Genomic DNA, 26,833 nt, shown 5'->3' on the forward strand with positions numbered 1-26,833 from the left:
CAAGTAGGCACCTTCCGGTTTCATACTTTCCCCACGGAAACTAATTGCCGCGACGAGCGTTACGGCGACGACAGTGCACAGAAACGAGCGCAAGACGTTGCGAATGAAGACGGCAGTTCGACTGCTCGAAAAGTCGAAGCACGATGCAGGGACCATACTCAGGGCGGTCTCCTATGCCGACTGCCAGACGCCGTCGGCAGCGTGAAAGCCATCCACCAGTCCACCTGTTTTGCGCACAACTGTTTTGCAGAAAAAGCCGTTTTGCAAAACACCGTCTCCCGTTACGCTGCCCCTCGGCGCGCCACTGCGTTCAAAGCGTCAAAGTCGGCTTGCGAAGCTGGGGACTTTGTTGATTGAAAGTTTAGAGACGCCCTCCGGGCTCGGTATCGGCACGAATGTGGGCTTCTGCAGCGGTCCGTTAAGCTCTTTTCATATGTACAGTTAGCATTACTATTAATAGAGCGATCTGTTGCTTTGTTGGTCAACTCTGAACACTTTCCCTCCTGAACAATTGGTAATAAAAAACGCGGGCGATCTGACGTTCACCGAAAGAGACGCTCGCGCTCCCCTTCCCGGTTCTTTCCCGCGTCACTCGCTCCAGCAACGACAAGGCATTCCCGGGGCGTGCAGGCAAAATGAAATGAGCTCACCCGGCAGCCATACGCGCCTGATGTCTCATTTGTCCTTCAGCAGAGATGCCGAGCTTTGTGTACATTCGCGCTTGGATTCAGGTACACGCACACGGCTACGAGTCATCGCGCGTCGCGCTAGCCTTCAAACAAGACACGCTTACGTTTTACCCCAAGCTCTGGAATTCTCATGCTCGGTCTAGTCCGTATCGCCCTTCGGCGACCCTACACCTTCGTAGTCCTGGCGATCTTCATCCTCATCATCGGTCCTTTATCGGCGATGAGGACGCCAACCGACATCTTTCCGGACATCAGGATTCCGGTGATCAGCGTCGTGTGGCAATACACGGGTCTGCCGCCAGACCAGATGGTCGGCCGCATTACGTCGCCATTCGAACGCACGCTGACGACTACGGTGAATGACGTCGAGCATATCGAGGCGGAATCGGTCGCCGGCTTCGGGATCATCAAGATCTTCTTCCAGCCGGGAGTGAACATCAGCACAGCGAATGCGCAGGTGACTTCGGTCGCGCAGACGCAACTGCGGCAGCTGCCTGCCGGGACGACACCTCCGCTGATCCTGAACTACAACGCTTCGACCGTGCCGATCATCCAGTTGGCGCTATCCGGCAAGGGACTTTCTGAACAGAACCTCGGTGACCTGGGCCTGAACGCAGTGCGCCCGGTTCTCACCACAGTTGCAGGCGCAGCAATTCCTTATCCGTTCGGCGGCAAGACACGTCAGGTACAGATCGACGTGGACCCCGCGGCGCTCCAGGCGCGCGGCTTATCCGCGCAGGACGTGGCCAACGCACTTGCCGGCCAGAACCTGATTACGCCGGTTGGTACTGAGAAGATCGGTAATTACGAATACACGCTGCAACTGAACAATGCCCCGTCAGAAATCAAAGCATTGGGCGACCTGCCTGTCAAAGCGGCCAATGGCACCACGGTCTACATTCGCGACATTGCGAATGTGCGCGACGGCAGCCCGCCGCAGACCAATATCGTGCACGTCGACGGCCGGCGCTCGGTATTGATGTCCGTGCTCAAGAACGGTTCAGTTTCGACGCTCGGCATCATCTCCGGCATCAAGCAGCGGCTTGCTGCAGGGAAAGCGTCGTGGCCCGATAACCTGCAGATCGAGCCCATCGGCGACCAGTCGCTGTTCGTACGGGCGGCGATCACCGGCGTGGCGCGCGAGGGTGTGATCGCGGCCGTGCTGACGAGCCTCATGATCCTGCTGTTCCTCGGCAGCTGGCGCTCGACGATCATCATCGCGACCTCGATCCCGCTCGCTATCCTCGGCTCCATCGCGACGCTGTCCGCGCTCGGCGAGACCTTGAACATCATGACGCTCGGCGGTCTCGCGCTAGCGGTGGGAATTCTGGTCGACGACGCCACGGTGACAATCGAGAACATCAACTGGCACCTCGAGCACGGCAAGGAAGTGGAGACGGCCATTCTCGACGGCGCCGCGCAGATCGTCACGCCGGCATTCGTCTCGCTGCTGTGTATCTGTATCGTGTTCGTGCCGATGTTCTTCCTGAACGGTGTTGCACGCTTCCTGTTCGTGCCGATGGCCGAAGCGGTGATCTTCGCGATGATCTCGTCGTTCATCCTGTCGCGAACCCTAGTGCCGACCATGGCGAAATACCTGCTGAAACAGCATGTAAAGGGCGAGCACGCTCATGAAACCAGCAGCCCCGGTCCGCTCGCACGTTTCCAGCGTGGCTTCGAAGCACGCTTTGAAAAGGTGCGTGGCGCCTACCGTGGCTTGCTCGAACTCGCGCTGACCCATCGGCGACCGTTCGTCAGTTGCTTCCTCGGCTTTGTCGCGCTCTCCTTCGCGCTGGTGCCGTTCCTCGGCCGCAACTTCTTCCCTTCGGTCGATTCCGGACAAATCCTGATGCATGTGCGCGCACCGGTCGGTGTCCGCGTTGAAAGGACCGCGCAGATCTTTGCGGATGTCGAAAGCACGATCCGCCAGATCATCCCACCGGCGGATCTCGGCACCGTGGTCGACAACATGGGTCTGCCGGTCAGCGGCATCAATACGGCGTACAACAACACCGGCACCGTCGGCTCGCAGGACGGTGATATCCAGATCGCGCTGAACGAAGGCCATCGTCCCACCGAAGAGTATGTTCGATTGATGCGCGAGAGATTGCCGCGGGAATTCCCGGGCGTGACGTTTTCATTCCCACCGGCGGACATCATCAGTCAGATCCTGAACTTCGGCTCGCCGGCGCCGATCGACCTGCAGATTCGCGGCAATAACCTGACCGCCAACTACGCCTACACGGATCGTCTGCTGCGCCAGATTCGCGATGTTCCGGGCGTGGTCGACGCGCGGATCGCGCAGTCGCACGGCAACCCGACTTTCAACGTCAATGTCGACCGCACGCGCGCGCAATTGCTCGGCATCACCGAGCGCGACGTGACGAACAGCATGGTGGTGAACCTCGCGGGTTCCAGCCAGGTCGCGCCCACGTTCTGGCTGAACAACGCGAACGGTGTGTCTTATCCGATCGTGATGCAAACGCCGCAATACAGCCTCGATTCGCTCGCCGCCTTGCAAAACCTTCCGATCACAGCCAGCGGCGGAAGCTCCGCCCAGGTCCTCGGCGGTCTGGCGACCGTCGAACGGACCAGCAGCAACGAGGTTGTCAGCCAGTACAACATCCAGCCCATGGTCGAGATCTTCGCGACCACCCAGGGCCGCGACCTCGGCGCGGTGGCATCCGACATTCAGCGCATCGTGCACGACAACGCCGGCACCTTGCCCAAGGGTTCGACCGTCGCGCTGCTGGGCCAGGTGCAGACGATGAACAGCGCCTTTGCCGGCATGTTGTTCGGTCTGCTTGGTGCGGTGGTGCTGATCTATCTGCTGATCGTGGTCAATTTCCAGTCATGGGCCGACCCGTTCGTGATCGTGACCGCGTTGCCTGCCGCATTGGCCGGGATCGTCTGGATGCTGTTCGCGACCCACACGACGCTCTCCGTGCCCGCGTTGACCGGCGCGATCATGTGCATGGGGGTGGCGACGGCCAACTCGATTCTGGTCGTCAGTTTCTGCCGCGAACGTTTTGCCGTACACGGCGACCCGTTCAAGGCCGCCCTCGAAGCAGGCTTTACGCGTTTTCGCCCCGTGCTCATGACCGCGCTCTCCATGATCATCGGCATGGCGCCGATGGCCCTCGCTCTCGGCGAGGGCGGCGAGCAAAACGCACCGCTTGGCCGCGCGGTCATTGGCGGCCTGCTGTTTGCGACCACCGCTTCGCTGTTCCTCGTCCCCGTCATTTTTTGTATCGTGCACGCGCGCCCAGGGCGCGCGGCTACCCCGGCATCCGTCTCGGGAGGTCCTGCTCATGTCGTCTGAATCCGCTTTCCCCACTAATACACCGTCGCGCCGCCCGCTTCTGGTAGCAGGCGTGATAGGCCTGCTGGTCGCATTAGGCATCGTCGTCGCCGGCGTCACACTGCGAGCCGCCGACGCCCGCAAGCTGAAAACCTGGACCGACGCTCAGGCCGTGCCGACCGTCAACCTGATACAACCCGTGCGCGACGCCAACGGCCCTTCGCTGCAACTGCCCGGCCGCCTCGAAGCGTTTACGCGGGCGCCGATCTTCGCGCAGGTCAGCGGCTATCTGAAATCATGGAGTGTCGATATCGGCGCGCCGGTCAAAGCGGGCCAGGTCCTCGCCGAAATCGAAACGCCCGAGCTCGACCAGCAGCTCTTGCAAGCGCGCGCGGATCTCCAGAGCGCGCAGGCGAATGCTTTAGTCGCGGGTACGACGGCGAAGCGCTGGGAAGCGCTAAGCGGCACCGATTCCGTTGCCCAGCAGGACGTCGACCAACGCACGGCCGACTACGCCGCCAAGGAGGCAATCGTTGCGGCCGCGAAGGCCAACGTCGATCGCCTCGTCGCCACCAAGGCCTTCGCGCGCATCGTCGCGCCTTTCGACGGCGTGGTGACGGCCCGCGATACCGACGTCGGTGCGTTGGTCAACGCCGGCAGCGGCGGGGTGGGACAGGAACTGTTCGCGATTTCCGACGTCAAGCAGTTACGCGTGTATGTCCAGGTGCCGCAGAATTACGCACCGGCAATACACGACGGCACGACCGCCATCCTGACAGTCCCCGAGTATCCCGATCAGCATTTCGCCGCGCGCGTAGTGGCAGCCGCGGACTCGGTTAACTCGAGCTCGGGAACAACGCTGGTTCAACTACTGGTTGACAACGCTAACGGCAAGCTGCTGCCGGGTGGCTTCGCCAGCCTGAAGTTCACATTGCCCGTCTCCGCCGACTCGCTCCGTGTACCGGCCAGCGCGCTCGTGTTCGATAGCCGCGGCGTCGTGGTCGCCACGCTCGGCGCGAACGGACGCGTGCTGTTCAAGCAGGTGAAGATCAACCGCGACCTGGGCGACTCAGTGGAGATCGGCTCAGGGCTCGCCGCAACCGATCGCGTGATCGATACACCGCCCGACGGACTCGCTGACGGCGACAACGTGCAAGTTGCGACTGCGACCGACAAGAAGGCGGCAGCACATGGTTAAGCATGGAATTCCGGCGCTTCTCGCGAGCGTCGTCGCGCTCAGCGCCTGCTCGCTCGCGCCGCAATACCGGGTCCCGCCGACGCCAATCGCCGCGCGATACAGGATGGTTGGCCCGTGGACCACGGCGCAGCCAGCCGACCGGATCGACCGCAATGGCTGGTGGAAGATGTATGGCGACGCGCAGCTCGACGATCTCGAAGCGCGCCTACTGGCAAACAACACCGATTTGCGCGCGGCGTACGCGCACTATGCGCAAGCGCAGGCTTTCGTGGCGCAGGTAGAGTCGGGACTGTACCCGTCGATCAGTGCGAGCGCCGTACCGCAGCGCGATCGCCAGTCCGACAACCGGCCACTGCGCGCGGGCGGCCCGAACGACTACAACTCGGTCACGCTTGGCGGCGAAATCAACTACGACCTCGACCTCTGGGGCCGCGTGCGCGACTCCGTGGTAGCCGGCAAGGACGAGGCGCAGGCGACCAAAGCCGATCTGGCCTCGGTAAGGCTGAGCCTGCAGGTCCAACTGGCGGATAGTTACTTCCGCTTGCGCGGCCTCGACCAGCAAACCGAACTGTTGAACGAGACTGTCATGGCATATGCAAAGGCACTGCAACTCACGCAAACACTGCACACCAGTGGGATCGTGTCGGGCCTCGACGTTTCCCGAGCGCAAACGCAACTTTCGTCGGCAAAATCGCAGTTGTCGCAGAACCTGGCGCAACGGGCGCTAATTGAACACGCTATCGCGGTCCTGGTTGGAACCTCCGCGTCCGAATTCAGCCTGCCGTCCCAGACCGCCGTCATCGCGTTGCCGGCAATCCCGACCGGCCTGCCCTCCACGCTACTGCAGCGACGGCCCGATGTCGCCGCGGCTGAACGCCGGGTGGCCGAAGCCAACGCAAAAATTGGCGTCGCGCGGGCGGCCTACTTCCCGGACATCACACTAAGTTTGCAGGGTGGTGTGCAAAGCGCAGCGTACGCCGGCCTGGTTAGCGCGCCCAATCTATTCTGGGCGATCGGCCCGCAGCTTGTGCAGTACGTGTTTGACGGCGGGTATCGTCGCGCGGAACTCGATTCCGCCAAGGCGGCAACCGAAGAAGCCGGAGAACTTTACCGCGGCGTGGTGCTGTCTGCATTCCAGCAGGTTGAAGACAACCTTGCCCTACTGTCGTATCTTGGCACCGCGCTGAGTGAGCAGCGAGATGCAGCAAACGCCGCGCAGTACTCGGTCGACCTCGCGTTACGCCAATACCGTCAGGGCACAGTGGGTTATCTCGACGTCGTGCAGGCGCAGACCGTCGCACTCGATGCGCAACGCAGCGTGCTCGATATCCAGACCCGCCAGCTAAGCGCGAATGTGCAACTCCTGCATGCGCTCGGCGGCGGGTGGTCGAGCGATGAACTCGCTCAGGCGGCAGCAGCGCCCGCACTCGTCGCGACGGCAATGGAGCGCAACGCGAATTGACCGCCGGCCGGCGCGGTCGCGACACTAATCGTGCTCTTCGAGCTTCGCGATAAGCGTTCCGATTGACTTGCCGGGCTTCACACGCGCGCAACGCCAAACGCCTTCACGACGTTCACCCAATACGATGCACCGGTAGCCAATGCGTCGTCATTGAAGTCGTAGTGCGGGTTGTGAAGCGGAGCGCCTGGCTCAGGCCCGTCGACGCCCATCCAGACATACGCACCTGGCCTCGCCTGCGCCATGAATGCGAAGTCCTCCGAAGCCATCGACGGCTTACAGCCTAACGTCACCTTCGCCGCGCCGACGGTCGCACGCGCCGCATCGAGCGCGACGTCGGCTTCGGCCGGTGCATTGATCGTTGCCGGATAGCCGTAGTGGTAGGACAGCGTTGCTTTTGCGCCATGCGCCCTGGCAGTGAGCGTGCCGATTTCATCCAGCAGGCCCCGCACGCGCTCCTGCACGCCTCGCTCGAAGCAGCGCACCGTGCCTCGAATCACGGCGCGGTCGGGCAACACATTCCAGGCCTCGCCGCCATGAATCTGCGTGACGCTCACTACGCATGCTTCCTTCGGTGAGACGCGCCGGCTCACGATCGTCTGCAGCGCGATCACCACGTGGCTTGCGCAGACCAGCGCATCGATCCCCTCTTCCGGCATTGCGGCATGCGAGCCCCTGCCGTCGACCACAATCTCGAACGTATCGAACGAGGCCATCATCGGGCCACGGTTGATTGCGAAATGCCCGAGCGGCAAGCCTGGCCAGTTGTGCAGGCCGAAAACCGCGTCACACGGGAAACGCTCGAACAGTCCATCTTCGACCATGACGCGCCCGCCGCCCGCCACCTCTTCGGCCGGCTGGAAGATCACGTGAACCGTACCGCCCCAACCGGTATCGCGGCTTAACGAAGCAGCAGCACCCAGCAGCATCGCGGTGTGACCGTCGTGGCCGCACGCATGCATTTTTCCGCGGTGTTGCGAGCGGTGCGCGAATTCGTTGTACTCCACCATAGGCAGCGCATCCATATCCGCGCGCAAGCCGAGCGCAGGACCGTGCCCCCTTCGCAGCGTACCGACCACACCGGTTTTGCCGACACCTTCGGTCACTTCGAAACCGTATTCGCGCAGTGTCGATGCCACGAGGCGTGCTGTCGAGACTTCCTCAAACGCGGTCTCCGGGTGCGCGTGCAATGCACGACGCCACGACACCATCTTGCCGACCAAATCAGCTTCAATCATCGATTACCTCACAAACGCAGCGCGGCGCGGCAAGTACCGTTGCACGCTCCGCGAGTCAGAGAACTTCACCGCTTCGGCTGCTTCAGTCAGCCGGGCAAAACGGCACGGGGGCAAGGAACACCGACTCCTGATGCACCAGATACGGCAGGATGCGAGGCGTGAAGGCTTGCCAACGCTCGTCCGCCGCGAGCTTCGCGCGCTGCGCGGCGCGATGCGTGTAGTCGTCATAGCTCCAGCAGAACACGACCGAGTTCAGCGTGCCCGAGTCTTTGGTCCAGCAGCCCTTTAGCCGTGCGTACTGACTGATGATCGCGAGCCCTTCGCGCTCGTAGATTTGCAGAAACTCGCCCACCTTTCCTGCCGTAATCTGATACGTACGCATTTCCACCAGCATGATTGCCTCCTGTTGCAATTCAAACGCTCACAAAACGACGGCCACCGGGCACGCTGTCACGCCGCCCGGCAGACCTGTGCTCCACCGCAGGTTAAAAGTTGTGTCGGATACCCAAGCGCACCGCGACCTGATTCGGCGTCGACGAAGGCGACAGGTATGTCAGATCCGCCACGGCCGCATGCCCGGTCGAATCGACCCCGCTCGCGCGTTGCCATGCCACGATCAGATAGGTGAAAGTACGCTTGGAAAATGCATACTGGGAACCCGCAGCCACCTGGTTGTAATGCGCATGCGGCGACGACGTGTAGTCGTACGTGAGACCGGCCATGACTGCTGGCGTAAAGTTATGGCTAACGAATGCTTCGTACGAATCGAGCGTTGCCGAACCCTGGAATGTGGTGGTGGTTGTCGCGACTGCGTTGTTAAAGCGCGTATCGGTGTAAAGCGCGCCGAGTGTCGTCGCGCCGAACTGATAGTTGCCGCCCACGCCGAGGGTCTGCATGCTGTGCGCGGTCGCATAGCCGCTGTAGATCGGGTTCGTCACCGGGTTCGTAAACGCTCCGCCGGCTGTCGCCCCCGTGGTGCCGTCAAAGCGCGTCACCGCCGGGTTGTTCACGTAGAGATAGGCGGCCGCCAGCTTCAGCGGGCCATTCGCATAGCTCAGACCGAAACCATACTGGCGCGATTCGCCTACCGAACCGGCCACGCCGCCGAAGCTGTAGAGCGCGCCCGCCGTGAGGCCGTGATACGTCGGGCTCACATACTTGATCGAGTTGCTGACGGGATACGTGCCCCAGATCCCGTCGACGTCGCCTGCATGCGACGACAGCGAGCCGCCGAACAGTTGCGCAGACGTCAGCGACTGCAGATTGGTCACCATGAAGTCATACTGCCGCCCAAGGCGCACGCTCCCGTAGTTGCCGGACAAGCCCACATAAGACTGACGGCCGAACAGCCGGTTGTTGTAACCGAGCTTGCCGCTGTTCAGGTCATAGCCGCTCTCCAGCTGGAAGATTGCACGCGTGCCACCGCCCAGATCCTCGCTGCCCAGCAGCCCGAACTTGCTTCCGCCCAGACCACCGCTGAAGGTCTGGTAATTGGCATGTCCGCCTTGATTGTTGGTGTAGGTAATGCCATCGTCAGCGACGCCGTACAGAGTCACGCTGCTTTGCGCCTGCGCTGCCTCTGCCAGACAGGTCAGCGCCATTAGGATAACTATTTTTTTACTCACGAGAATTCCTGTCCAATGAAGAAGTTGATTGGGTCAAACGCTGAACTACAGAACGAACAAGGTTGCCACTCGAACGGCTTGTAATCGATGCGCGGCGCGCTCAAGCATTGCAGCGCCCAGGCTCCTTACTTTTCAAAACGGTGCCCGGTCTGCACGCAGGCCGGGCACCACCATCGCAACATGGACCGTCAGGCCGCGTGCCCAATCAGGAATCCCACCAGCAAACCAAGCAGCCCGGAACCCGCTCCGACCAGCCAGACCCGCAGACCCGATGCCGAGCCGGGTTCGGACATGACGGTGGGCAGCTTCGTCTCGACGTGCGCCCGACCTTGCACGCTGCCCGTCAGTGGCGTGTCGTCCGGCTGTGTCCGCTGCGCCGGTTCGATGACTTGCATAGCATCCACGGGTGCCGCCTCCTTTTCGATGTGCGCCTTCAGCGCGCCGAAGAAGGCGTCGAGATTCTTGCCGGCCGCGGACTGAATCAGGCGGGAGCCCACGCTCATCAGCTTTCCGCCGATTTCGACATCCGCGTCGTATGCGAGCACCGTAGTCCCGGCTGCCGGTTCGAGCTGCACGCGCGCCGTGACCTTGGCAAAGCCAACCGCGCCCGCGTTGCCCGTGCCGACAATTGTGTAAGCCCTCGGCGGATCGAGGTCCGACAGCTCGACATTGCTTTTAAAGGTCGCCGCCACCGGACCCACGCGAATCTGCACGGTCGCTTCGAAATGCCGCTCGTCCAGCATCGCGAGCGTTTTACACCCGGGCAGACACGCCTCGAGCACGGCAGGATCGTTCAGCGCGCGCCACACGATATCGGGCCCGGCGGGCAGAATGCATTGATCAGCTAGTTTCATCGCCACGCCTCAGCGCTCGTAGAGTTTGAAGAGCGCCTGGGTGCCGTTGCGCGTAAAACCTTCCTCAGCGAGCTTCTGATAAAGACTGCGCACCAGGTTCAGACCCGGTAACTCACGTCCCATATGCGCGGCTTCCTCATGCGCGATCCGCATGTCCTTGATGAAATGTTCGATAAAGAAGCCCGGTGCGAAATCGCCTTTCGCGATGCGCGGCCCCAGGTTATTCAACTGAAAGCCGCCGGCCGCGCCACCACCGATCGCGCTCAGTACGGTTTGCGCATCGAGGCCGGCGCTGTGTGCATAAGCCAGGCCTTCGCACACGCCCAGCATCGTCGATGCGATCACGATCTGATTGCACAGCTTGGTATGCTGACCCGCACCCGGTCCGCCTTGCAGCACGATCTTGGAGCCGAGGTGGCGCAGGATCGGCTCGACGCGCGCGAGCACGTCGGCCGCGCCGCCCACCATGATGGATAGCCGTCCCTCGCGCGCGCCGACATCGCCGCCCGAAACCGGCGCGTCCAGCATGTGTACGCCGCTGGCTGCGGCGTGCACGGCTAGCTCTTCGGCGAGCTGCGGGCTCGAAGTCGTCATGTCGATCAGCACGGCATCGCGCCGCGCATTCGCGATCAGGCCGTCGTCGCCGAGGTACAGCGCGCGCACATCGTCAGGCATGCCGACGATCGTGATGATCACGTCGGTTGCTTCAGCGAGCGCCTTCGGCGTAGCGTGCCAGGATGCGCCCACCTCGATGAGCGGCGCGGCCTTCGCACGCGTGCGGTTATAGACGTGCAGCGGATAGCCGGCTGCGGCGAGCCGCGCCGCCATCGCGGCGCCCATGATGCCGAGGCCGATAAAGCCGATAGCGGGTTTGATCGCAGATTGATTCATGATTGTTCGTTCCAGTCAGAGTTTGTCGCGCAGCAGGTCGCGCAACAGCATGGGAGTCAAAGGATGACGGTCGGCCACCACGCCGAATGGCGCTAGCGCATCGTTCACGGCGTTGGTCAAGGCACCGAGCGCGCCCATCACGCCGCCTTCGGCCATCCCTTTGATGCCCGCCGCCGTCGCACGGCTAGGCGTGTGCAACGGGATGATCTCGATGTTGGGTAATTCGGTCGAAGTGGCGATCATGTAGTCGGCAAGCGAGCCGGTCACGTTCTGTCCCGTTTCGTCGTAGCGCGTATGCTCGAACAACGCGCCGGACAATCCCATCGCCACGGCGCCATGTTGCTGCCCGGCCACCACGGTGGGATTGAGCAGCGTGCCGCAGTCTTCGGCGATCACGTAGCGCACAAATTGGATCGCACCGGTGGCCACGTCCAGTTCAATCTCGCATCCGTGCGTCGAATTCGAGTAGGTCATCGGCGGCGGATCGTAGGTCAGGTGAAACTCGAGACCGGGCGTGAGGCCCTGCGGCAGCGAAGTAGGATCCATATAGGCACTCCGCGCCACGTCGGCGAGCGTTAGACCCGCGTCCACCCAGGTGTCGCCGCTACGGCGCTCGACGCGCGCATCGACAAGTCGCAGCGAGTCGCTATCGTCCAGGCCGAGACAGGCGGCGGCAATGGCGAGCACTTTGCGGCGCGCGTCGAGCGCGCACAAATACAGCGCACCGCCGCCCGCCGTGCCGCTGCGGGCGCCGCGGCTGCCCATCCCGTATGGCGCGATATCGGTATGGCCCAGATGAATATGCACGCTCGACGGATGGACACCGAGACCTTCCGCCACCGCGTTGGCCATCGCGCTTTCATATCCCTGTCCGCTGGGGCCGAGACCCACCGACGCATTCACGACACCGCTCGGCTCGATACGGATCCAGCTCGCCTCGTGTCCCGAGCCCGGAATGCCGGCCGATTTATAGAAGCGCGAGCCGTAAGTCGTCGGTTCGACCACATTGCACAGACCCAGCCCAAGATAGCGGCCGGCCGCCCGCGCCGCCTGCTGGCGAACGCGAAACGCGTCGTAGTCGAAAGCTGCCAGCACCGCCTCGAAGGTCTGCGATGGCGTGATGTCGGCCAGTAATTCGCCAGTGGCCGTACGGTACGGCAGTTCTTCCGGCGTCAACAGGTTGCGGCGGCGCACTTCGACCGGATCCAGCTTCAGTTCGCGCGCGATGGCTTCCATCGTGCCTTCCATAACCCAGCTGGTGATGGACATCGGCGCGCGCATCGGGGCATTGCCGCATTTGTGACTGAGCACGACTTTCACGTCGAACGCGTAGTCCTGCAGCCGGTACGGTCCGCTCAACACCATCGCGACAACGCGTGCGAGGTAGTTCGCCGGAAAGAAGCAATACGCGCCAAAGTCTTCGCGGATCTCCAGATCGAGCGCGAGCAGCGTGCCGTGCTCGTCCACCGCGGCGCGCGTGCGGCAGAAGTCTTCGCGCGAATTAGCCGCTGCGGTCAGGTTCTCGAGACGGTCCTCGCGCCAGCGCACCGGCCGCTTCAGGTGACGCGCGAGCGCGGCGACGGTCAGCTCTTCGCGATACAACGCGATTTTCTGACCGAATGACCCGCCGACATCGGGCGAAATCACCGTCACCTGCGACTCGCTGAGCCTGAGCCGTTGCGCGAGTTGAGTGCGCAAGGGATGCGGCACCTGGGTTCCAATGTGAAATGTCAGGTGATCGCGCCCGGCGTCCCAGACCGCTGCGCAACCGCGCGTTTCGATGGGCACATGGGTCTGCCGCTGCTGCTGAAAGGTCGCCTCGACCACGCGGTAAGCGTGCCGGCTCACGCTCTGCGGGTCGCCGTTCGAGTAGGTCTGGTGCGACACCAGATTGCCGGGCACGCCGGGGTCGACTTGCACGGCATCGGCTTCGAGCGCCTGCCACATATCGGTCACCACAGGCAACGGCTCGAACTCGACCATGACCTGCTCCGCCGCGTCTTCCGCGAGGTACCGGTCCGTGGCGACCACACACGCCACAAGATCCCCCTGAAAGCGCACGATGTCGGTCGGCATCGTCGCGAACTCGACCGGCAATAAGCCCTCGATCGGCGCGGCGACGCGCATCGGCGTGGTCCACTGCGCCAGCTCCCGCCCGGTCACGACGGTCACGACACCAGGCATGCCGGCAGCCGCCGCGGTATCCACCGAGACGATGCGCGCATGCGCATGCGGCGAGCGCACGAAACTCACGTGCAGGGCACCCGCGATTTCGATGTCGTCGAGATAGCGGCCATAGCCCGTCAGCAGGCGATAGTCTTCGGTGCGCGGCACCGCCTTGTTGAGGTAGCGAAACGTCTGCTCAGACATCGGCGCTCTCCCCGCGCATCCGCGCGGCCGCGAGCAGGATCGCCCGCACGATGTTCTGGTACCCGGTGCAGCGGCACAGGTTGCCGGAAAGCGCCTCGCGCACCTCGGCCTCAGATGGGCCTGGATGCTCGCGCAGATAGGCCTCGAAGGTCATCACGATGCCGGGCGTGCAAAAGCCGCACTGCAGCCCATGACACTCGTGCAGCGCCTGTTGCAGCGGCGAGAGACGGCCGTCCTGCGCGACAGCTTCGATCGTCGTGATCCGCACTTCTTCCATCTGAACGGCGTACGCGAGGCACGAGCGCGCCGGGCGGCCGTCCATCAGCACGGTGCATGCACCACATACGCCATGCTCGCAGCCGACGTGGGTGCCGGTCAGACGGCAGTCTTCCCGAAGCACATCGGAGAGCAGCTTGCGAGGCTCGCAATGCACTTCGTGACGGGTGCCGTTCACATCGAGATAAATTGCTTTTTTTTCCATGACTTACTTCGAGGTCGTATTGTCCGGCCGCGTCGCGCGTTGCAACGCGCGCGCAGCGAGCGCCTTGACGAGATCGCGCCGGTAAGCGGCGCTGATGTCCGGTTGATCGTACGGATCGATAGCGCCTGCCACCGCGTCGGCGATTGCAGCCAGTGTCGATGCATCGGCCGGTGCGCCCACGAACGCTGCAGCGAGTTCGCTCGGCACGAGTGGCGCATCCGCGACGCCACCGAGCCCGATACGCAGGCTGGAGAATCGGTTGCCTTCGAGCACGACGCTGAGTGCACAAGCCGCAATCGCGAAATCGCCGTGCCGCCTGCTAAACAGTTCGAATGCGTGTCGTTCGTCCGGGCGTGCTACCGGAAAGTGCACGGCACAAATGATTTCTTCCACGGCGAGATCGGTCGTCATCACCGCAATCAGGAACTCGGTGGCCGGCACTTCACGCCTGCCGTCCGGTCCGGCAATCTCGATGCGGGCACCCAGCGTGCTTGCGATCAATGGCATTTGCGCCGCAGGATCCGCATGGGCAAGGCTGCCCCCAAGCGTGCCGCGCTGGCGGATCGCGTAGTGCCCAATGGTCGCGGCCGCTTGCGCGAGCAGCGGGCAAGCGGTGCGCACCGTGCTGTTGGTGGCCACCTCGTGATGACGCGTCATCGCGCCAATGGATAGCGACTCACCCGTAAGCGTCACGCCGCTGAGTTGCGGCAACGCGTTGAGGTCGATCAGATGCGCCGGCTGCGCAAAGCGCATGTTCATCATCGGCGCGAGGCTTTGGCCGCCGGCGATGACCTTGGCGTCGAAGCCGTGCAGCGCGAGCAACGACAGCGCATCTTCAAGCGTGTGAGGCCGGTGATACGAAAATACCGCGGGTTTCATGCGTTCTGCGCCTTCAGGTTCACACCGCTCGCCTGATCGAATAGGTGCAGACGGCGGCGGTTGATCGACAGGGACACACGTTCACCGACCTTGCATGAACGCTCCTTGCCGACACGAAAAAACATCGACTGCCCCAAACATTGCAGGCCGATGAACTGATCGGAGCCGACCGGCAGCAACGAGGCGATATCGCCCGTCAGCGAACAATCGGCCGACTCGCCATGCTCGTCGATGTCCTCGGCACGAATGCCGGCCGACACGGCCCGGCCACTGCATCCGGCAAGCAGGCGTTGCGTTTCGTCATCGAGGGCGAGCGAAAGATCGCCGCTGCAAAAATGCAAACCGCGCTCGCCTTGCATCAGCACGCCGTCGATAAAGTTGATCGGCGGGCTGCCGAGGAAATTGGCGACAAACTTATTGGCAGGCCGCTCGTAGATGTCGTCCGGCGAGCCGATCTGCTGCACGACGCCCTGGCGCATCACGACGATGCGGTCGGCCAGCGTGAGCGCTTCGGCCTGATCGTGCGTCACGTACACGAAGGTCGTCTGCATCGACTGATGCAATGCCTTGATGCTTGCGCGCATCGACACGCGCAGCGCTGCGTCGAGGTTCGACAACGGTTCGTCCATCAGAAAGACCGCGGGCTGGCGCACCATTGCGCGGCCGAGCGCAACGCGCTGGCGCTGCCCGCCCGACAGTTGCCCGGGGCGCCGGTCAAGCAGATGCTCGATTTCAAGCGACTGCGCGGCTCTTCGCACCCGCGCATCGATCTCCTGTTGCGGATATTTGCGCATCCGCAGGCCGAAGGCGATGTTGTCGTACACGTTCTTGTGCGGATACAGCGCGTAGCTTTGAAACACCATCGCCACATCGCGCCGATGCGCCGGCAAGGCGTTGACTTCGACGTCGTCGAACCGCAAGCTGCCCTGCGTGACCTCCTCCAGGCCGGCGATCATGTTGAGCGTCGTCGACTTGCCGCATCCGGAGGGTCCGAGCAGAACGAGAAACTCCTTGTCCTTTATCTGCAGATTCAGGTTGTCCAGTGCAACGTGCCCGTTCGCGTACTGCTTGCCGACCTGCTGAAATTCGATTTGAGCCATGATGTTTCCCTTTATCCCTTTACCGCGCCGGCAGTCAGACCGGACACGATGTAACGCTCGAACACCACGGCAATGATCACCGGCGGCACGATCGCGACCACGCCGGCTGCGTTGATGAACGAAAAACTCGTGGTGAAATCCGACGTGAAAGACGCGACGATGATCGGGACGGTTTGCGACGCGGCGGTCTGCGTAAACATCAAGGCGAACAGGAACTCGTTCCAGCTCGTCAGGAATGTGAACATGATGACGGCGACGAGCGACGGCACCGCGAGCGGCAAAAACACCTTCAGCAAAGCCTGAATCCGCGAGCAGCCGTCGACCCGAGCCGCCTTGTCGAGTTCGTCCGGCAGCGACTCGAAATAGCTAAGCAACATGAAGACGCTGAACGGCACCGTAATCGCCAGATAAGTGATGATCAACGACCCGACGCTGTCGAGCAGCCCGAGCTTGCGCACGAACAGAAAGAACGGTACGACCAGCGCGATATCGGGAATCACGCGGGTAGCCAGCATGAAATACACCGACAGATCGCGGCCGATATACCGGATCTTCGCCATCGCATAGGCGGCGGGAACGCTGACGAGCAGATTCAGCAACACCACCGCCGTGGCGACCACGAGGCTATTGCGCAGCGCCGGCAAGAGGTACTGCGCGGTGGACGGAATGAACGCGGCGTTGCCGTCGTCCGGCGCTGTGCCGGTGCTCGCCGCGACGATCGCCTTGAAGCTGGACAGCGTCGGCGGATGGGGAATCCAGTGTGGCGGAATGGACGTAATATCCGCTTCGCGCTGCAGCGAAGACGACAGCAGCCACGCAACCGGTGCCAGTACATACAGCAACATCACGATTGACCCGGCCAGCAGCGCCAGGCGTTTGAACAACAGAGAAGATGACATCCCTTAGAGCCTCTTGCCGAGTAGACGGATGATGGCGTACGACATCGCGAACGTGGCGAGCGCGAGCACATACGCGACCGCCGCACCGGTGCCGAACGACAGGTTGCGGAACGTCTCCACGTAGATATGCCAGGAGAGCACGTGCGATGCGTCGGCCGGACCACCCTCTGTCAGAATGAAGAAGAGGTCGAAGTGACGCACCGCCATCATCGCTTCGTAGATCATCACGAGCATGAAGCCAGGACGCATTGCCGGCAGCGTCACGTGCACGAATCGGCTCCACAGATTGGCGCCGTCCACGCGAGCGGCCGCGTACAGGTCCGACGGAATGGATTTCATCGTCACGAGCAACAGAATGGTTGCGAGCGGCACTTCCTTCCACACGAAAGCGTTACAGATCAACGCCAGCGTCTTGTGCGTGTCGCCCAGCCACACCATGTACTGCCCGATCACGCCAAGCTGCAACAGCAGTCCGTTGAGCGCACCGTACCCTGAGTCGTAGATCCATTTCCACATCAGACCGTCGACCACATACGGAATAGCCCATGGAATCAGCAAGGCGGTCGACAGGATGCGCCGGCCGGGAAACTCCTGATTCAGCAATAGCGCCATCAGCGTCGCGATGACCATGATCGCGAGCACCGACACGACGGTGAACCATGCAGTGCGCTCGACTGCTGCCCAGAACATCGGGTCGCGGAAGGTCTGGATGTAGTTGCCCAGTCCGACGAACGACACGCTGTTCATTCGCGTCAAATGAATGTCGAACAGGCTCGTCCAGAACGAGTAAAGCACCGGAAACACGGCGACCGCGAGCAGCACCAGCATCATCGGAGTCAGCAGCAGCATGGCGCTGCGCTGATCGGAGGGCGCCACGGAATGTCTGGCGAGCCAGCGGCGGCCCAGGGCTTGAACGCTCATATCGACCTCAGGCTTTGCTCAACGCGGTCCACTTCTGCGCGGACGTCTTCAGCGCATCAGCGACGCTCGATTGACCGAGGATCGCCGCTTGCCATGCCGTACCGTTGGTCTCATCCCACTCGCCGAACCAGCGCGTAATCACATCCTTTTTGCGCGCCAGATCCTGCTGCTTCTGAAACATCGAGAAATCGCCATACTTTTCGTACGCGGCGCGGACTTCCGGGTCGTTAAAGAGCGGTTTCACGCCGAACGCCGTGCCGGTATCGAGGAACATCGCCTTCTGGAACGCGTACTGCCCGTCGAATCGTCCGCCGAACGCTTCGATCAGGCGCGTCGCCTCGGCGGCCCGCGTCTTGTTGGCGCCGGCGGCGGCGCTCATCGCGTGCATGCGCATCCACGCAACCGTGGCGTGCGAACCGTTCGGGCCGGCCGGCATCAGCGCCTGTTTGATATGGCCCGCGACACGCGACTGGCGCGGATCGTTAAGCGCCTGAATCCGGTAGCGCGGCAACAACGCGAATGCGTGATTGCCTGACGCGACGGCCTTGAAACCGTTCAACTCGCCCAACTCGACGCAGGCAGGCGAAACAATGCGGTGCTTGTTGACCGCATCAGCAACCCATTGCAGCGACGTGAGCGCGCCGTGCTTCGGATCGTCCATCACCGCCTTGCCGCTGTCGTCGACAAAGCGTCCGCCGTTGGAAAACACCAGTGACGACATGAACTCGATCAGCCAGCTTTCGCGCGCCATCGAGAGCATCAGCGGGTATTGCGACAGACCCGCATTCTTGATCTTCAGCGATTGCGCGACCAGTTCGTCCCATGTTGCAGGCGGCGCCGCGATGCCCGCCTTGGCGAGCTTGTCTGCGTCGTACAGAAACGCCATGTAGTCGGTGTAGTACGTGAGACCGTATTGACGCCCCTTGTAGCGCATCGATTGAGTGCAAAAGTCCTGTACCTCGCCGTTGTACTTGAGCAGTTGCGGATAGCCGTCGAGCGGCGCAAGCCAGCCCGCGTCGGCCCACTCGGGCAGCCAGCCGTCGGACACCCACAGCACGTCGATCGGCGCCTGGCCGACGAACTTCGTCACCATCGCCTCCCGATACTGTGCGAACGGGAGGTTGTTGTAGTTGACGTTCAACCCCGCTTCCTTCTGAAACGGCACGAGCATGCGCTTCACCGTATCGACGCCGGCCGACCACGTATGGAGGTTCACGCTGTCTGCAGCGAAGGCCCGCGACATCCCACCGACCAGACCTGAAGCGGCGAGCCCCGCGCCCGCCGACAGCTGTAGAAATCGACGACGACCGTTTCCGAATCTATTCACGACGTTACTCATGGTTCGCTCCGACCGCCTGCGCGGCGCTGTTCACACGTGGCGTAGCCGCTGATCCGGCCACCTCTTGAGACGCGAAGATATCTTCGATAAAATAAATCGTCAACTGACGACATACGTTTTTCGTAGAATTTTTCCCGCACCGACATGTGACTGCTACGGCGAGCCAAATTTGATCGATTCCCCGCATTTTCCGCTATTTGGTCGGATGAATTCTCTCGACTGGTCGAGTAACTTTTATCGTCAATCGACGATAGAAACTGGAAAACGCGAATCCGGGCGAGTTTTGGAGGGGCGATGTGGCGGGGGTTCTATCGAATGCCAGTTTCTCGTGCATTGCTGCACCATTGGCGTGCCGGGACGCGAAGGAATACGGGAAGGAGTATGCGAAGTGGTGCTGCGGTCGAATGCATTCGCGACGATCCCGTCGCCGGTCCGCTCGTTTGGGTCATTGACAGCCATCGCCGTCGCGCTCGTGCAATTCAAGGCATCCCGCGCCACCTGAACACCGCTGTACGGCACGGGAGAAAGTCGACACGTCGACAAGCAGGCTGTCGACTGGATTCCCGTGCAAATGGCAAGTCGAGTGTCAGGCGGCTGCCGAGTCCGGCCTATGGGCAATGAAGTCTATTTCGACGAGCGCGTCGCGCGCCAATCCAGTCACGCCGATGCAGGTCCGCGCCGGCAATTTCCCCGGCGGGAAACGGGCGGCATAGACCGCGTTCATCGTCGCATAATCCCGTTTGAACTCGGCCAGAAAGATCCGCGCGGAGACGACATGTTCGAGGCCAAGTCCGATCCCCTTCAACACGAGGACCAGATTGTCCATGACCTGCGTCGTCTGTGCGGCAACGCCTTCGGGAAGCGGTGCGCTGTCGTCGTCCGGCAATGTCGGCATCTGGCCGGTGAGAAACACCCAGCCGCTCTGCTCGGTCGCATGAGAGAAGGGACCGACCGGGGTGGGCGCGTCCTCCACCACCCAGAATTTTGTTGATACATCCATCTGCCATCACTCCATGAATAAAAAAAGCGTCGTACGCGTACCACTGCCGGCAACGCCATAGCGAACGCATCGGAAATTGATTAGTCCGTGAACAAGGCCTTGCGGATGATCGCGTGCACACCCCAGTTGCCATCGACAACCTGTGTCACGCCGAAGTCGACCGCAACGGACATCAACGAGATTGCTTCATCTTCGGTGAGACCCTTGGTCGTCATCAGAAAGCGGCGCGTTTTGATGAACGCGTCGCGCATGGCGAGATCTAGCGTCGGCTTCTCGTAGACCTTACTCTGCGCGTGCGTGCCGAATTCGGCAAGATAGTTTGCATGGCTGAAGCCGTGCAACACCCACTCTTCAGGTGTTTCGACGAGCGGGTATGTCAAGTCCGCGTACGGTTGACCGGCCAGCGTCGCTCTCTTGTGCAAGACGAGTTGAAAGTCGCCGGTCAACGAGCATTCGATCGCGGTCCCACATAGCTCGGAATCGCCCTGCGACGCGTGCGGGTCCCCGAGCGACAGCAACGCGCCGGGAGCGCCAATCGGCAGATAGACGATCGCGCCCTGCGCGATGCGCCAGTTGTCGAGGTTGCCGCCGAACGCAGAGGGCGGGATCGAATCGATGAGGCCGTCCTGTTGCGGCGCAACCGCGATCAGGCCGAAATGCGGGCGCACAGGGATCTTGACGCCCTTCAGGATCCCATGGTTCTCCTCAATGGTCGAATGGTCGACGGGCACGCCCGGATAATCGATCGTCGAGTGCACCACACCGAATGGATCGCGCTGCGGCGTCCAGCGATAGTTGTAGACCGCACGCGCATGGGGCGGACCGTTGTGCGGCTGCGGTTCTGCGTCAAGCTCATAGATCGTGACAACTTCGCGCGGTTTCGGCTCGGTCAGCAATTCGCGGTAATGAAACCCCCACCATGCAGCCGCATTGCTGCCGAACGCGCGCCCGCTGAACTGCGGATTCGCGCAGCGCCGGGGACGCACATCGAGAATCCTGACTTCCAGTACGTCGCCCGGTTCGGCGCCACGTACCGCGATCGGACCGGTACAGATATGCACTCCGAACCCTTCGCCCGCCCCACGTCCGTAGATCGATGCATCGAGCGGTCCGGCACCGCGCCGGTTGACGTTCTTGCGCTCGGCGGTCCAGTGGAACACGCTTTCGGCTCCCGGGTCGCCGGCAACCATGCGCGCCCAATCGTCCGATGCGTGCTGCGTCAGCGTCTCTATCGTCACCGTGTCGCCGCTGTCGACTTCGAGCACGGGTTTCAGGTCGTGCGAGAAATAGCCCCAATGCACCGTGTTTGCTGTGGCCCGCAACAAGTGGTGGCGCGGCTTGCCCGCACGACGGGCAGCGCCGTTCGGGGGGGCGGTATCGACCTCGACAGGAGGACTGGCCACGACCGTATCCACATCGCCGAGGGTTGCTTCTTGCAGCCGTGCGGGCGCCGCGCCTTGCGCATGGAGCAGCAGCGCTTCAGTTTTAAAAGGCAGTCCGCGCGAAATGCGCTGCACCAGATGCCGGGCCAGATCGAGGCTCGCTTCGTGACGGAAGGCGCGCGGTGAGGTGTGATACTGCTCGCGAAACGCGCGACTGAAATGCGCGGGATCGTTGAAACCCCAACGGAAACAGATGTCCGAAATCGATGTCTTTTCGTACTGAGGATCGACGAGTTCGACCCTGCAACGTTCGAGGCGGCGCAGACGCAAATAGGAGGAGAAGCTCTGGCCCGCGGTTTCGAACAACTTTTGCAGATAGCGCTGCGAAACGCGCTCTTCCGCCGCGAGAAGCGCGAGACTGAGTTTCGGGTCGCCAAGGCGCGCATCGATACTGCGGCAGACGCGCGAGAAGATGGCCGCCTGTGAGGATGTCAGTACGCTCGTCGGCGCTTCGCGCTGATGCGCCGCGAGCAGCGCCACCAGGAACTCAACCAGCACGAGTTCAAGCGGACGCAACTCGTCGGCCGGCAACGTATCCAGGCTTTCCGCCAGCGACGCCAGGAAACCGGAAAACACATGGCCGACGCCGCTATCGCCGGCAATCCGTCCGGCACTCGTCAACGACGGCGCAAGGAGCCGCCCTTTGATCGCCGCACGCGGCACACGCACCACGAAGGCGCGGAAATCCGTGGCGAAAACCAGCGAGGCGTCCTCATGCGACGGCAGATAGACGAGGTCGTTCAACGCCAGCGGCTCGCGTCGGCCGACGGTGTCCAGCGTCGCCGCCCCGTCGAGGTGCAGCACGAGTAGCACACTTTCGCCGCCGGCGGCATTCGGCTCGAGCGTCTGCGCAGCGGACGCCAGCAGACTCAACTCGAAGCCGCCGATCGACCGTTGAGCGTGGATCACTCCGTGTAATGCCCGTGCAGAGAGGATCGCGACGCTGCGCCATCCCATCCTGTCTAGCGCTTCCCGCCACGCGCGTGGCCGTTCAATTTCCGGATAGGATTCGGTTGTAAAGCGCAGCAGATCCAAGTGAACTCCAAGGCCGATGCCTGAGCGCGAACGCGTCACAGGTACCCGCTGCACCTCGATGGATTCAAAAAAGGCGGGCTGGTCATCGCGGAGCAATATTCACGCCATCGCATGCCGACTGCATTGATGGCCCGCTGACGAAAACGTTCTTGCGGATCGAGCCATGCACCCCCCAGTTCCCGTCGACGACCTGGGTGACGCCGAAGTCTGCGGCGACCGACATCAACGCGATGGCCTCGTCCTCGCTCAGCCTGTGCACGGTCATCAGGAAGCGGCGCAGCTTGCGGAACGCGTCACGCATCGCCTTGTCGACGCTCGCGTGCTGGGCCACCTCGATCTGTCCGGCCGGGCCGAGTTCCGCCAGATAGTTCGGGAAGGTGAAGCCGTACACCGACCATTGGTCTTCGGTTTCCAGCATCGGGTGCGTGAGGCCTTCGAGGAGCGTGCCGCCCAGGTCGTTCTTCTTGTGCAGCACGAATTCGAAGTCTCCGGTCAGCGAGGTTTCGATCGCAGTGCCGCCGAGCTCACTGTCTCCCTGTGCCGCATGCGGATCGCCGACCGAAAAGAAGGCGCCTTCGACAGCGACCGGGTAATACATCCGCGCCCCTTTGCCGACGCGCCAGTCGTCGATATTGCCGCCGGTGTAGCTGGGCGGATTGGAGCTGACATAGTCGAGCTCCGCCGGCGCGAGTCCCATGGTGCCGAAATGCAGCCGGGCGGGCACCTTCACGTTCGACAGAATGTTCTCCCGCTTCCTGACCGACGCATGGTCGACCTTCACGCCGGGATAATCGATCGTCTGATGCACGATGCCGTCCGGATCCGTCTGCGGCGTCCACACGTAGTTGTAGACCGCGCGTGCGAACGGCTCGCCCGACGTGTCGAGCTCGAAGATCGTCACGACTTCACGCGGCCTCGGCTCCTCGATCAGATCGTGATAGTGAAAGCCCCATGATGCTGCGACGTTCGAACCGAAACAGCGGCCGCGATAACACGCATTGCAGCTCGGCCGCGGCCGAACGTCGAGTATCCGCACTTCGAGCACGTCGCCGGGCTCGGCCCCTTCGATTGCGACCGGCCCCGTCAGCAGATGCACGCCGACACCTTCGCCGGAACCGAACGTAAACGGTCCCTCGGTTGGCCCCGCGCCACGGCGCGGCATGGCCTTGTGCTCGCGGGTCCAGCGAAAAATACTTTCGGCGCCGGGGTCGCCCGCGACCATCCGCTCGTGATCGTCGTTCGCATGATGGGTCAGCGTCTCGATCGTGATCCGGTCGCCGGAGCGCACCGTCAGCGCGGGCGCGACTTTCTTGCTGAAGTATCCCCAATGAACCGTTTCCGGCGACACAGGCAAAGTATGGTGCTTCATGGTAGTTCGAACCTCGTAAGGCGCCCGGCACAAAGGGCCGGGCAATGCAGAATGGCGCGCGCCGTCAGGACGCGACTTCGAGCCGGTCGTCGGCACCCATCACGCTCAGGAATCGCGCCGTCAATGGATGGCATGGGCGTGTGAGCACGTCGTGCGCAGGCCCCTGTTCGACCACCGCGCCGCCGCTCATGAACACGACGCGATCGGCGACCTGATCGGCGAAGCGCAACTGGTGCGTCGAGATGATCATCGTCAGACCACCTTCGTCCACGAGCCGCTGGATGACGTCGAGCACTTCGCCGAGCAGCTCGGGGTCGAGCGCGGACGTCGGTTCGTCAAGCAGCAGCACGCGAGGATTGGGCGCAAGCGCGCGGGCGATCGCGACGCGCTGCTGTTGGCCGCCGGACAGATGGCGCGGCAACGCGTCGGCGCGATGACTGAGGCCGACGCGTTCGAGCAGCTCACGTGCTCTACGCTCGGCATCGGCAGGCGCCACGCCGTGCACCCAGCGCAGCGGCCCCGCGATGTTCTCGCATGCCGTCAGATGGCTGAACAGGTTGAAATGCTGGAACACCATGCCGACGCCCGCACTCGCACGCTCGTTGGCGATATCGGCCTGGGTCATCGGCTGACCATCGACCCGAAAACCCAGGCGCTTGCCGCCGACGCGGATTTCCCCCGCATCCCACTGCTCCAGGTGATTGATACAGCGCAGCAGCGTGCTTTTTCCCGATCCGCTCGGCCCAAGCAGCGCGATAACTTCGCCGAAGCGGACGGTGAGGTCAAAGCCGTCGAGCACCGTCTGCTCGCCGTAACGCTTGCTGAGCCCCTTCACCTGCACGGTCGGACTCTGTTTCTGGAGCGCCGCGTAGCGCTGCGCGCGCTCTGCGTGAGCGTCACGTCCGTTGCGTCCGTTACGCCCGTTACCCCCTTCTGGCAGGTGTCCGTGCGACGGCGTCGGCTCGGGCAACGCATCGGCGGGTAACGACACGCCCGCGCGGGGCGGGTTCGTCGTCATCCGGGCTCGGCGCCACGGCAGCAGCCGTGCAAAGCGTCCAGACGGGCTACGATCGAGATCGAGCGCGGTTTCTGCGAACAACTGGATCGCGGCGATCGCGCCGGTCAGCACGAGATACATCAGCCCGGACGCAAAGAAGATCGAAAAGAAATCGAACGTCGACGACGCGAGCTGGGTGCTGCGCAACGTCAGTTCGTCGACCGCGATCACGGATGCCAGCGACGAGTTCTTCAGCGCGCTGACCGATTCGTTGCCGAGCGCCGGTATCATCGTGCGGATCGCCTGCGGCGCGATCACGCGGCGCAGCAGCACGGTCGGCGTCATGCCGAGCGCCTGCCCCGCGAGCAGTTGTCCACGGTCGACACCGAGCACACCCGCGCGCAGGATTTCCGCAATGAACGGCCCCTCGTTCGCCGCGAGCGCGAGACCCGCTGCACCGATCGCGCTCAACTTCAACCCGATGTGCGGCAACGCGTCGTACGCGAACACGAGTTGCAGAATCAGCGGCGTACCGCGAAAAATGACCGTGTAGCCACGCGCGATAGCGGCGAGCGGCCCCACCTTGCTCAGTTGCATGCTCGCGAGCACCAGCCCCACGATCAGACCGCCCGCCAGCCCGAGGACCGTGACCTCGATCGTAAAGCCGATGCCGCTAAGCAGATACGGCAGGCCGAGATAGTGCAGAAACAGATTCATCAGTTCGAAGCCACCAGCTTGGGGGTTTCGAGGTTCTCGACGCCGAGCGACCACTTCTTCAGCAAGTCGGCCTGGATGCCGGCCTTCTGAATCGCGACGAGCGCTGCCATCACGGCTGTGCGCATGGCCTGATTGGTCTTCGGCACGGCGATACCAATCGAATACGGCAGCGTTACCGCACTGGCCTTTTCGAGTTGGTTCGGATACGCCTTGACCGCCTGGTCCACCGTGTTCACGTCATTGATATAGGTGTCGGCGCGGCCTGCGAGAATCGCCTGGATCGCGTTCGCGTTGTTGTCATACAGCTGCACGGACGCTTCCTGCCTGTGCGCCGCCTTGCAGGCCGGCGCAAGATTCTGGATCAGCGGCACTTCAACGTAGCCGGTGTTCTCGGCGGCAATCGTGCCGCACATCGTCGGGTTGATGCCGCTGATCTTCTTCGGATTGCCTTTCGCAACGAGCACGCCGTCGAACACCTTCGAATACGTGACGAAGTCCGCCGCCTTCGCGCGCTCTTCGGTCGCATACATGTCGGAGATCACGATGTCCGCCTGGCCGCTTTGCAGCGTCGGCAGCAGCGCTGCGAACGAGACCGGCTTGTACGCCATCTTGAAGCCGAGGCAGTTGCCAATTGCTTCGCCGAGGTCGATGTCGAAGCCGACATATTTACTCGGGTCATTCGGGTCCAGCGCTTCATAGCCCGGCGTGTGCGGGTTGATCGCGTTGATCAGCGTCTTGCCCTTGAATTGTGGGTATTTCGCCTGTAGCGCCGCGCATTCGGCAGGCGCCGGTGCGGCAGCCTTTGCGTGGCCCGACACCAGCAGCGTCAGCAGACAGACCGCACCAAGAACCAGCTCGCGCCAGTGCCGCGCAACACCGCCCGCGCGCCGGACTTGATACCCATGATCGACAAGATTGGTATACATCACTGAACTCCCTAAGCGGCAGATGACAATGGCCCACACGATGTACGCCTTGTTGCATCGCACCAGCGCGAGAGTATGTGAACGAAATTCCAGGGACTTGTCC

General features: G+C 62.5%; 19 protein-coding genes and 1 pseudogene. 3 read left to right on the top strand and 17 right to left on the bottom strand.

Annotated features, from left to right (window positions below):
- Window positions 1-819 precede the first annotated feature (819 nt).
- Genes HWX91_RS13060 through HWX91_RS13070 form a run of 3 tightly spaced genes read left to right on the top strand, consistent with a single transcriptional unit; the run spans window position 820 to window position 6,650 of the window.
- Complete coding sequence (locus tag HWX91_RS13060; RefSeq protein WP_028194150.1) at window positions 820-4,011, top strand: efflux RND transporter permease subunit; 3,192 nt, start codon at window positions 820-822, stop codon at window positions 4,009-4,011.
- The gene (locus HWX91_RS13065) at window positions 4,001-5,188 is read left to right on the top strand and encodes an efflux RND transporter periplasmic adaptor subunit (protein ID WP_028194151.1); all 1,188 of its coding nucleotides are present in this window, start codon (window positions 4,001-4,003) and stop codon (window positions 5,186-5,188) included. The genes HWX91_RS13060 and HWX91_RS13065 overlap by 11 nt, the downstream gene beginning before the upstream one ends.
- Window positions 5,181-6,650 carry an efflux transporter outer membrane subunit gene (locus tag HWX91_RS13070; RefSeq protein ID WP_028194152.1) on the top strand — a complete coding sequence of 490 codons (1,470 nt, stop codon included), beginning with the start codon at window positions 5,181-5,183 and terminating at the stop codon, window positions 6,648-6,650. The genes HWX91_RS13065 and HWX91_RS13070 overlap by 8 nt, the downstream gene beginning before the upstream one ends.
- Window positions 6,651-6,727: 77 nt before the next feature.
- On the opposite strand, the gene HWX91_RS13075 is transcribed toward HWX91_RS13070, so the two are convergent.
- The 17 genes and pseudogenes from HWX91_RS13075 to HWX91_RS13155 form a co-directional block, all read right to left on the bottom strand.
- Window positions 6,728-7,885 (bottom strand): M20 aminoacylase family protein, encoded by a 1,158-nt coding sequence (locus HWX91_RS13075; protein ID WP_042273656.1) that lies wholly within the window; start codon window positions 7,883-7,885, stop codon window positions 6,728-6,730.
- Window positions 7,886-7,967: 82 nt separating this feature from the next.
- Complete coding sequence (locus tag HWX91_RS13080; RefSeq protein ID WP_028194154.1) at window positions 7,968-8,279, bottom strand: NIPSNAP family protein; 312 nt, start codon at window positions 8,277-8,279, stop codon at window positions 7,968-7,970.
- Between the two features lie 91 nt (window positions 8,280-8,370).
- The gene (locus tag HWX91_RS13085; RefSeq protein ID WP_042273660.1) at window positions 8,371-9,510 is read right to left on the bottom strand and encodes a porin; all 1,140 of its coding nucleotides are present in this window, start codon (window positions 9,508-9,510) and stop codon (window positions 8,371-8,373) included.
- 188 nt (window positions 9,511-9,698) lie between these two features.
- The gene (locus HWX91_RS13090; RefSeq protein WP_028194156.1) at window positions 9,699-10,364 is read right to left on the bottom strand and encodes an SRPBCC family protein; all 666 of its coding nucleotides are present in this window, start codon (window positions 10,362-10,364) and stop codon (window positions 9,699-9,701) included.
- A 9-nt stretch (window positions 10,365-10,373) separates the two neighbouring features.
- Window positions 10,374-11,255: an NAD(P)-dependent oxidoreductase gene (locus HWX91_RS13095; protein ID WP_028194157.1), complete on the bottom strand. Its 882-nt coding sequence runs from the start codon at window positions 11,253-11,255 to the stop codon at window positions 10,374-10,376.
- A gap of 15 nt (window positions 11,256-11,270) precedes the next feature.
- Complete coding sequence (locus tag HWX91_RS13100; RefSeq protein WP_028194158.1) at window positions 11,271-13,625, bottom strand: xanthine dehydrogenase family protein molybdopterin-binding subunit; 2,355 nt, start codon at window positions 13,623-13,625, stop codon at window positions 11,271-11,273.
- Window positions 13,618-14,106 carry a (2Fe-2S)-binding protein gene (locus HWX91_RS13105; protein ID WP_028194159.1) on the bottom strand — a complete coding sequence of 163 codons (489 nt, stop codon included), beginning with the start codon at window positions 14,104-14,106 and terminating at the stop codon, window positions 13,618-13,620. The genes HWX91_RS13100 and HWX91_RS13105 overlap by 8 nt, the downstream gene beginning before the upstream one ends.
- 3 nt (window positions 14,107-14,109) lie before the next feature.
- Entirely contained in the window at window positions 14,110-14,985 is an 876-nt protein-coding gene (locus HWX91_RS13110; protein WP_028194160.1) for an FAD binding domain-containing protein, read from the bottom strand.
- Entirely contained in the window at window positions 14,982-16,085 is a 1,104-nt protein-coding gene (locus HWX91_RS13115; RefSeq protein WP_028194161.1) for an ABC transporter ATP-binding protein, read from the bottom strand. Before HWX91_RS13115 ends, HWX91_RS13110 begins: the two co-directional genes overlap by 4 nt.
- An 11-nt stretch (window positions 16,086-16,096) precedes the next feature.
- Window positions 16,097-16,984: a carbohydrate ABC transporter permease gene (locus HWX91_RS13120; protein WP_028194162.1), complete on the bottom strand. Its 888-nt coding sequence runs from the start codon at window positions 16,982-16,984 to the stop codon at window positions 16,097-16,099.
- Window positions 16,985-16,987: 3 nt separating this feature from the next.
- Window positions 16,988-17,905, bottom strand: coding sequence for a carbohydrate ABC transporter permease (locus HWX91_RS13125; protein ID WP_030099156.1), 918 nt, complete (start codon window positions 17,903-17,905; stop codon window positions 16,988-16,990).
- A gap of 7 nt (window positions 17,906-17,912) precedes the next feature.
- Complete coding sequence (locus HWX91_RS13130) at window positions 17,913-19,232, bottom strand: extracellular solute-binding protein (protein ID WP_244144063.1); 1,320 nt, start codon at window positions 19,230-19,232, stop codon at window positions 17,913-17,915.
- A gap of 598 nt (window positions 19,233-19,830) precedes the next feature.
- Entirely contained in the window at window positions 19,831-20,244 is a 414-nt protein-coding gene (locus HWX91_RS13135) for a RidA family protein (protein ID WP_028194165.1), read from the bottom strand.
- Between the two features lie 80 nt (window positions 20,245-20,324).
- A complete protein-coding gene (locus tag HWX91_RS13140; protein ID WP_028194166.1) occupies window positions 20,325-22,721 on the bottom strand; it encodes an acetamidase/formamidase family protein in 2,397 nt (798 codons plus the stop codon).
- A gap of 82 nt (window positions 22,722-22,803) precedes the next feature.
- Window positions 22,804-24,087: pseudogene (locus HWX91_RS13145) on the bottom strand (acetamidase/formamidase family protein); the annotation flags it as partial.
- A 67-nt stretch (window positions 24,088-24,154) separates the two neighbouring features.
- Window positions 24,155-25,804: an amino acid ABC transporter permease/ATP-binding protein gene (locus HWX91_RS13150; protein WP_028194167.1), complete on the bottom strand. Its 1,650-nt coding sequence runs from the start codon at window positions 25,802-25,804 to the stop codon at window positions 24,155-24,157.
- Complete coding sequence (locus tag HWX91_RS13155) at window positions 25,804-26,730, bottom strand: ABC transporter substrate-binding protein (RefSeq protein WP_028194168.1); 927 nt, start codon at window positions 26,728-26,730, stop codon at window positions 25,804-25,806. Before HWX91_RS13155 ends, HWX91_RS13150 begins: the two co-directional genes overlap by 1 nt.
- Window positions 26,731-26,833 lie beyond the last annotated feature (103 nt).

The sequence above is a fragment of the Paraburkholderia fungorum genome (assembly GCF_902833645.1).
In the GTDB taxonomy this organism is placed as follows: domain Bacteria; phylum Pseudomonadota; class Gammaproteobacteria; order Burkholderiales; family Burkholderiaceae; genus Paraburkholderia; species Paraburkholderia fungorum.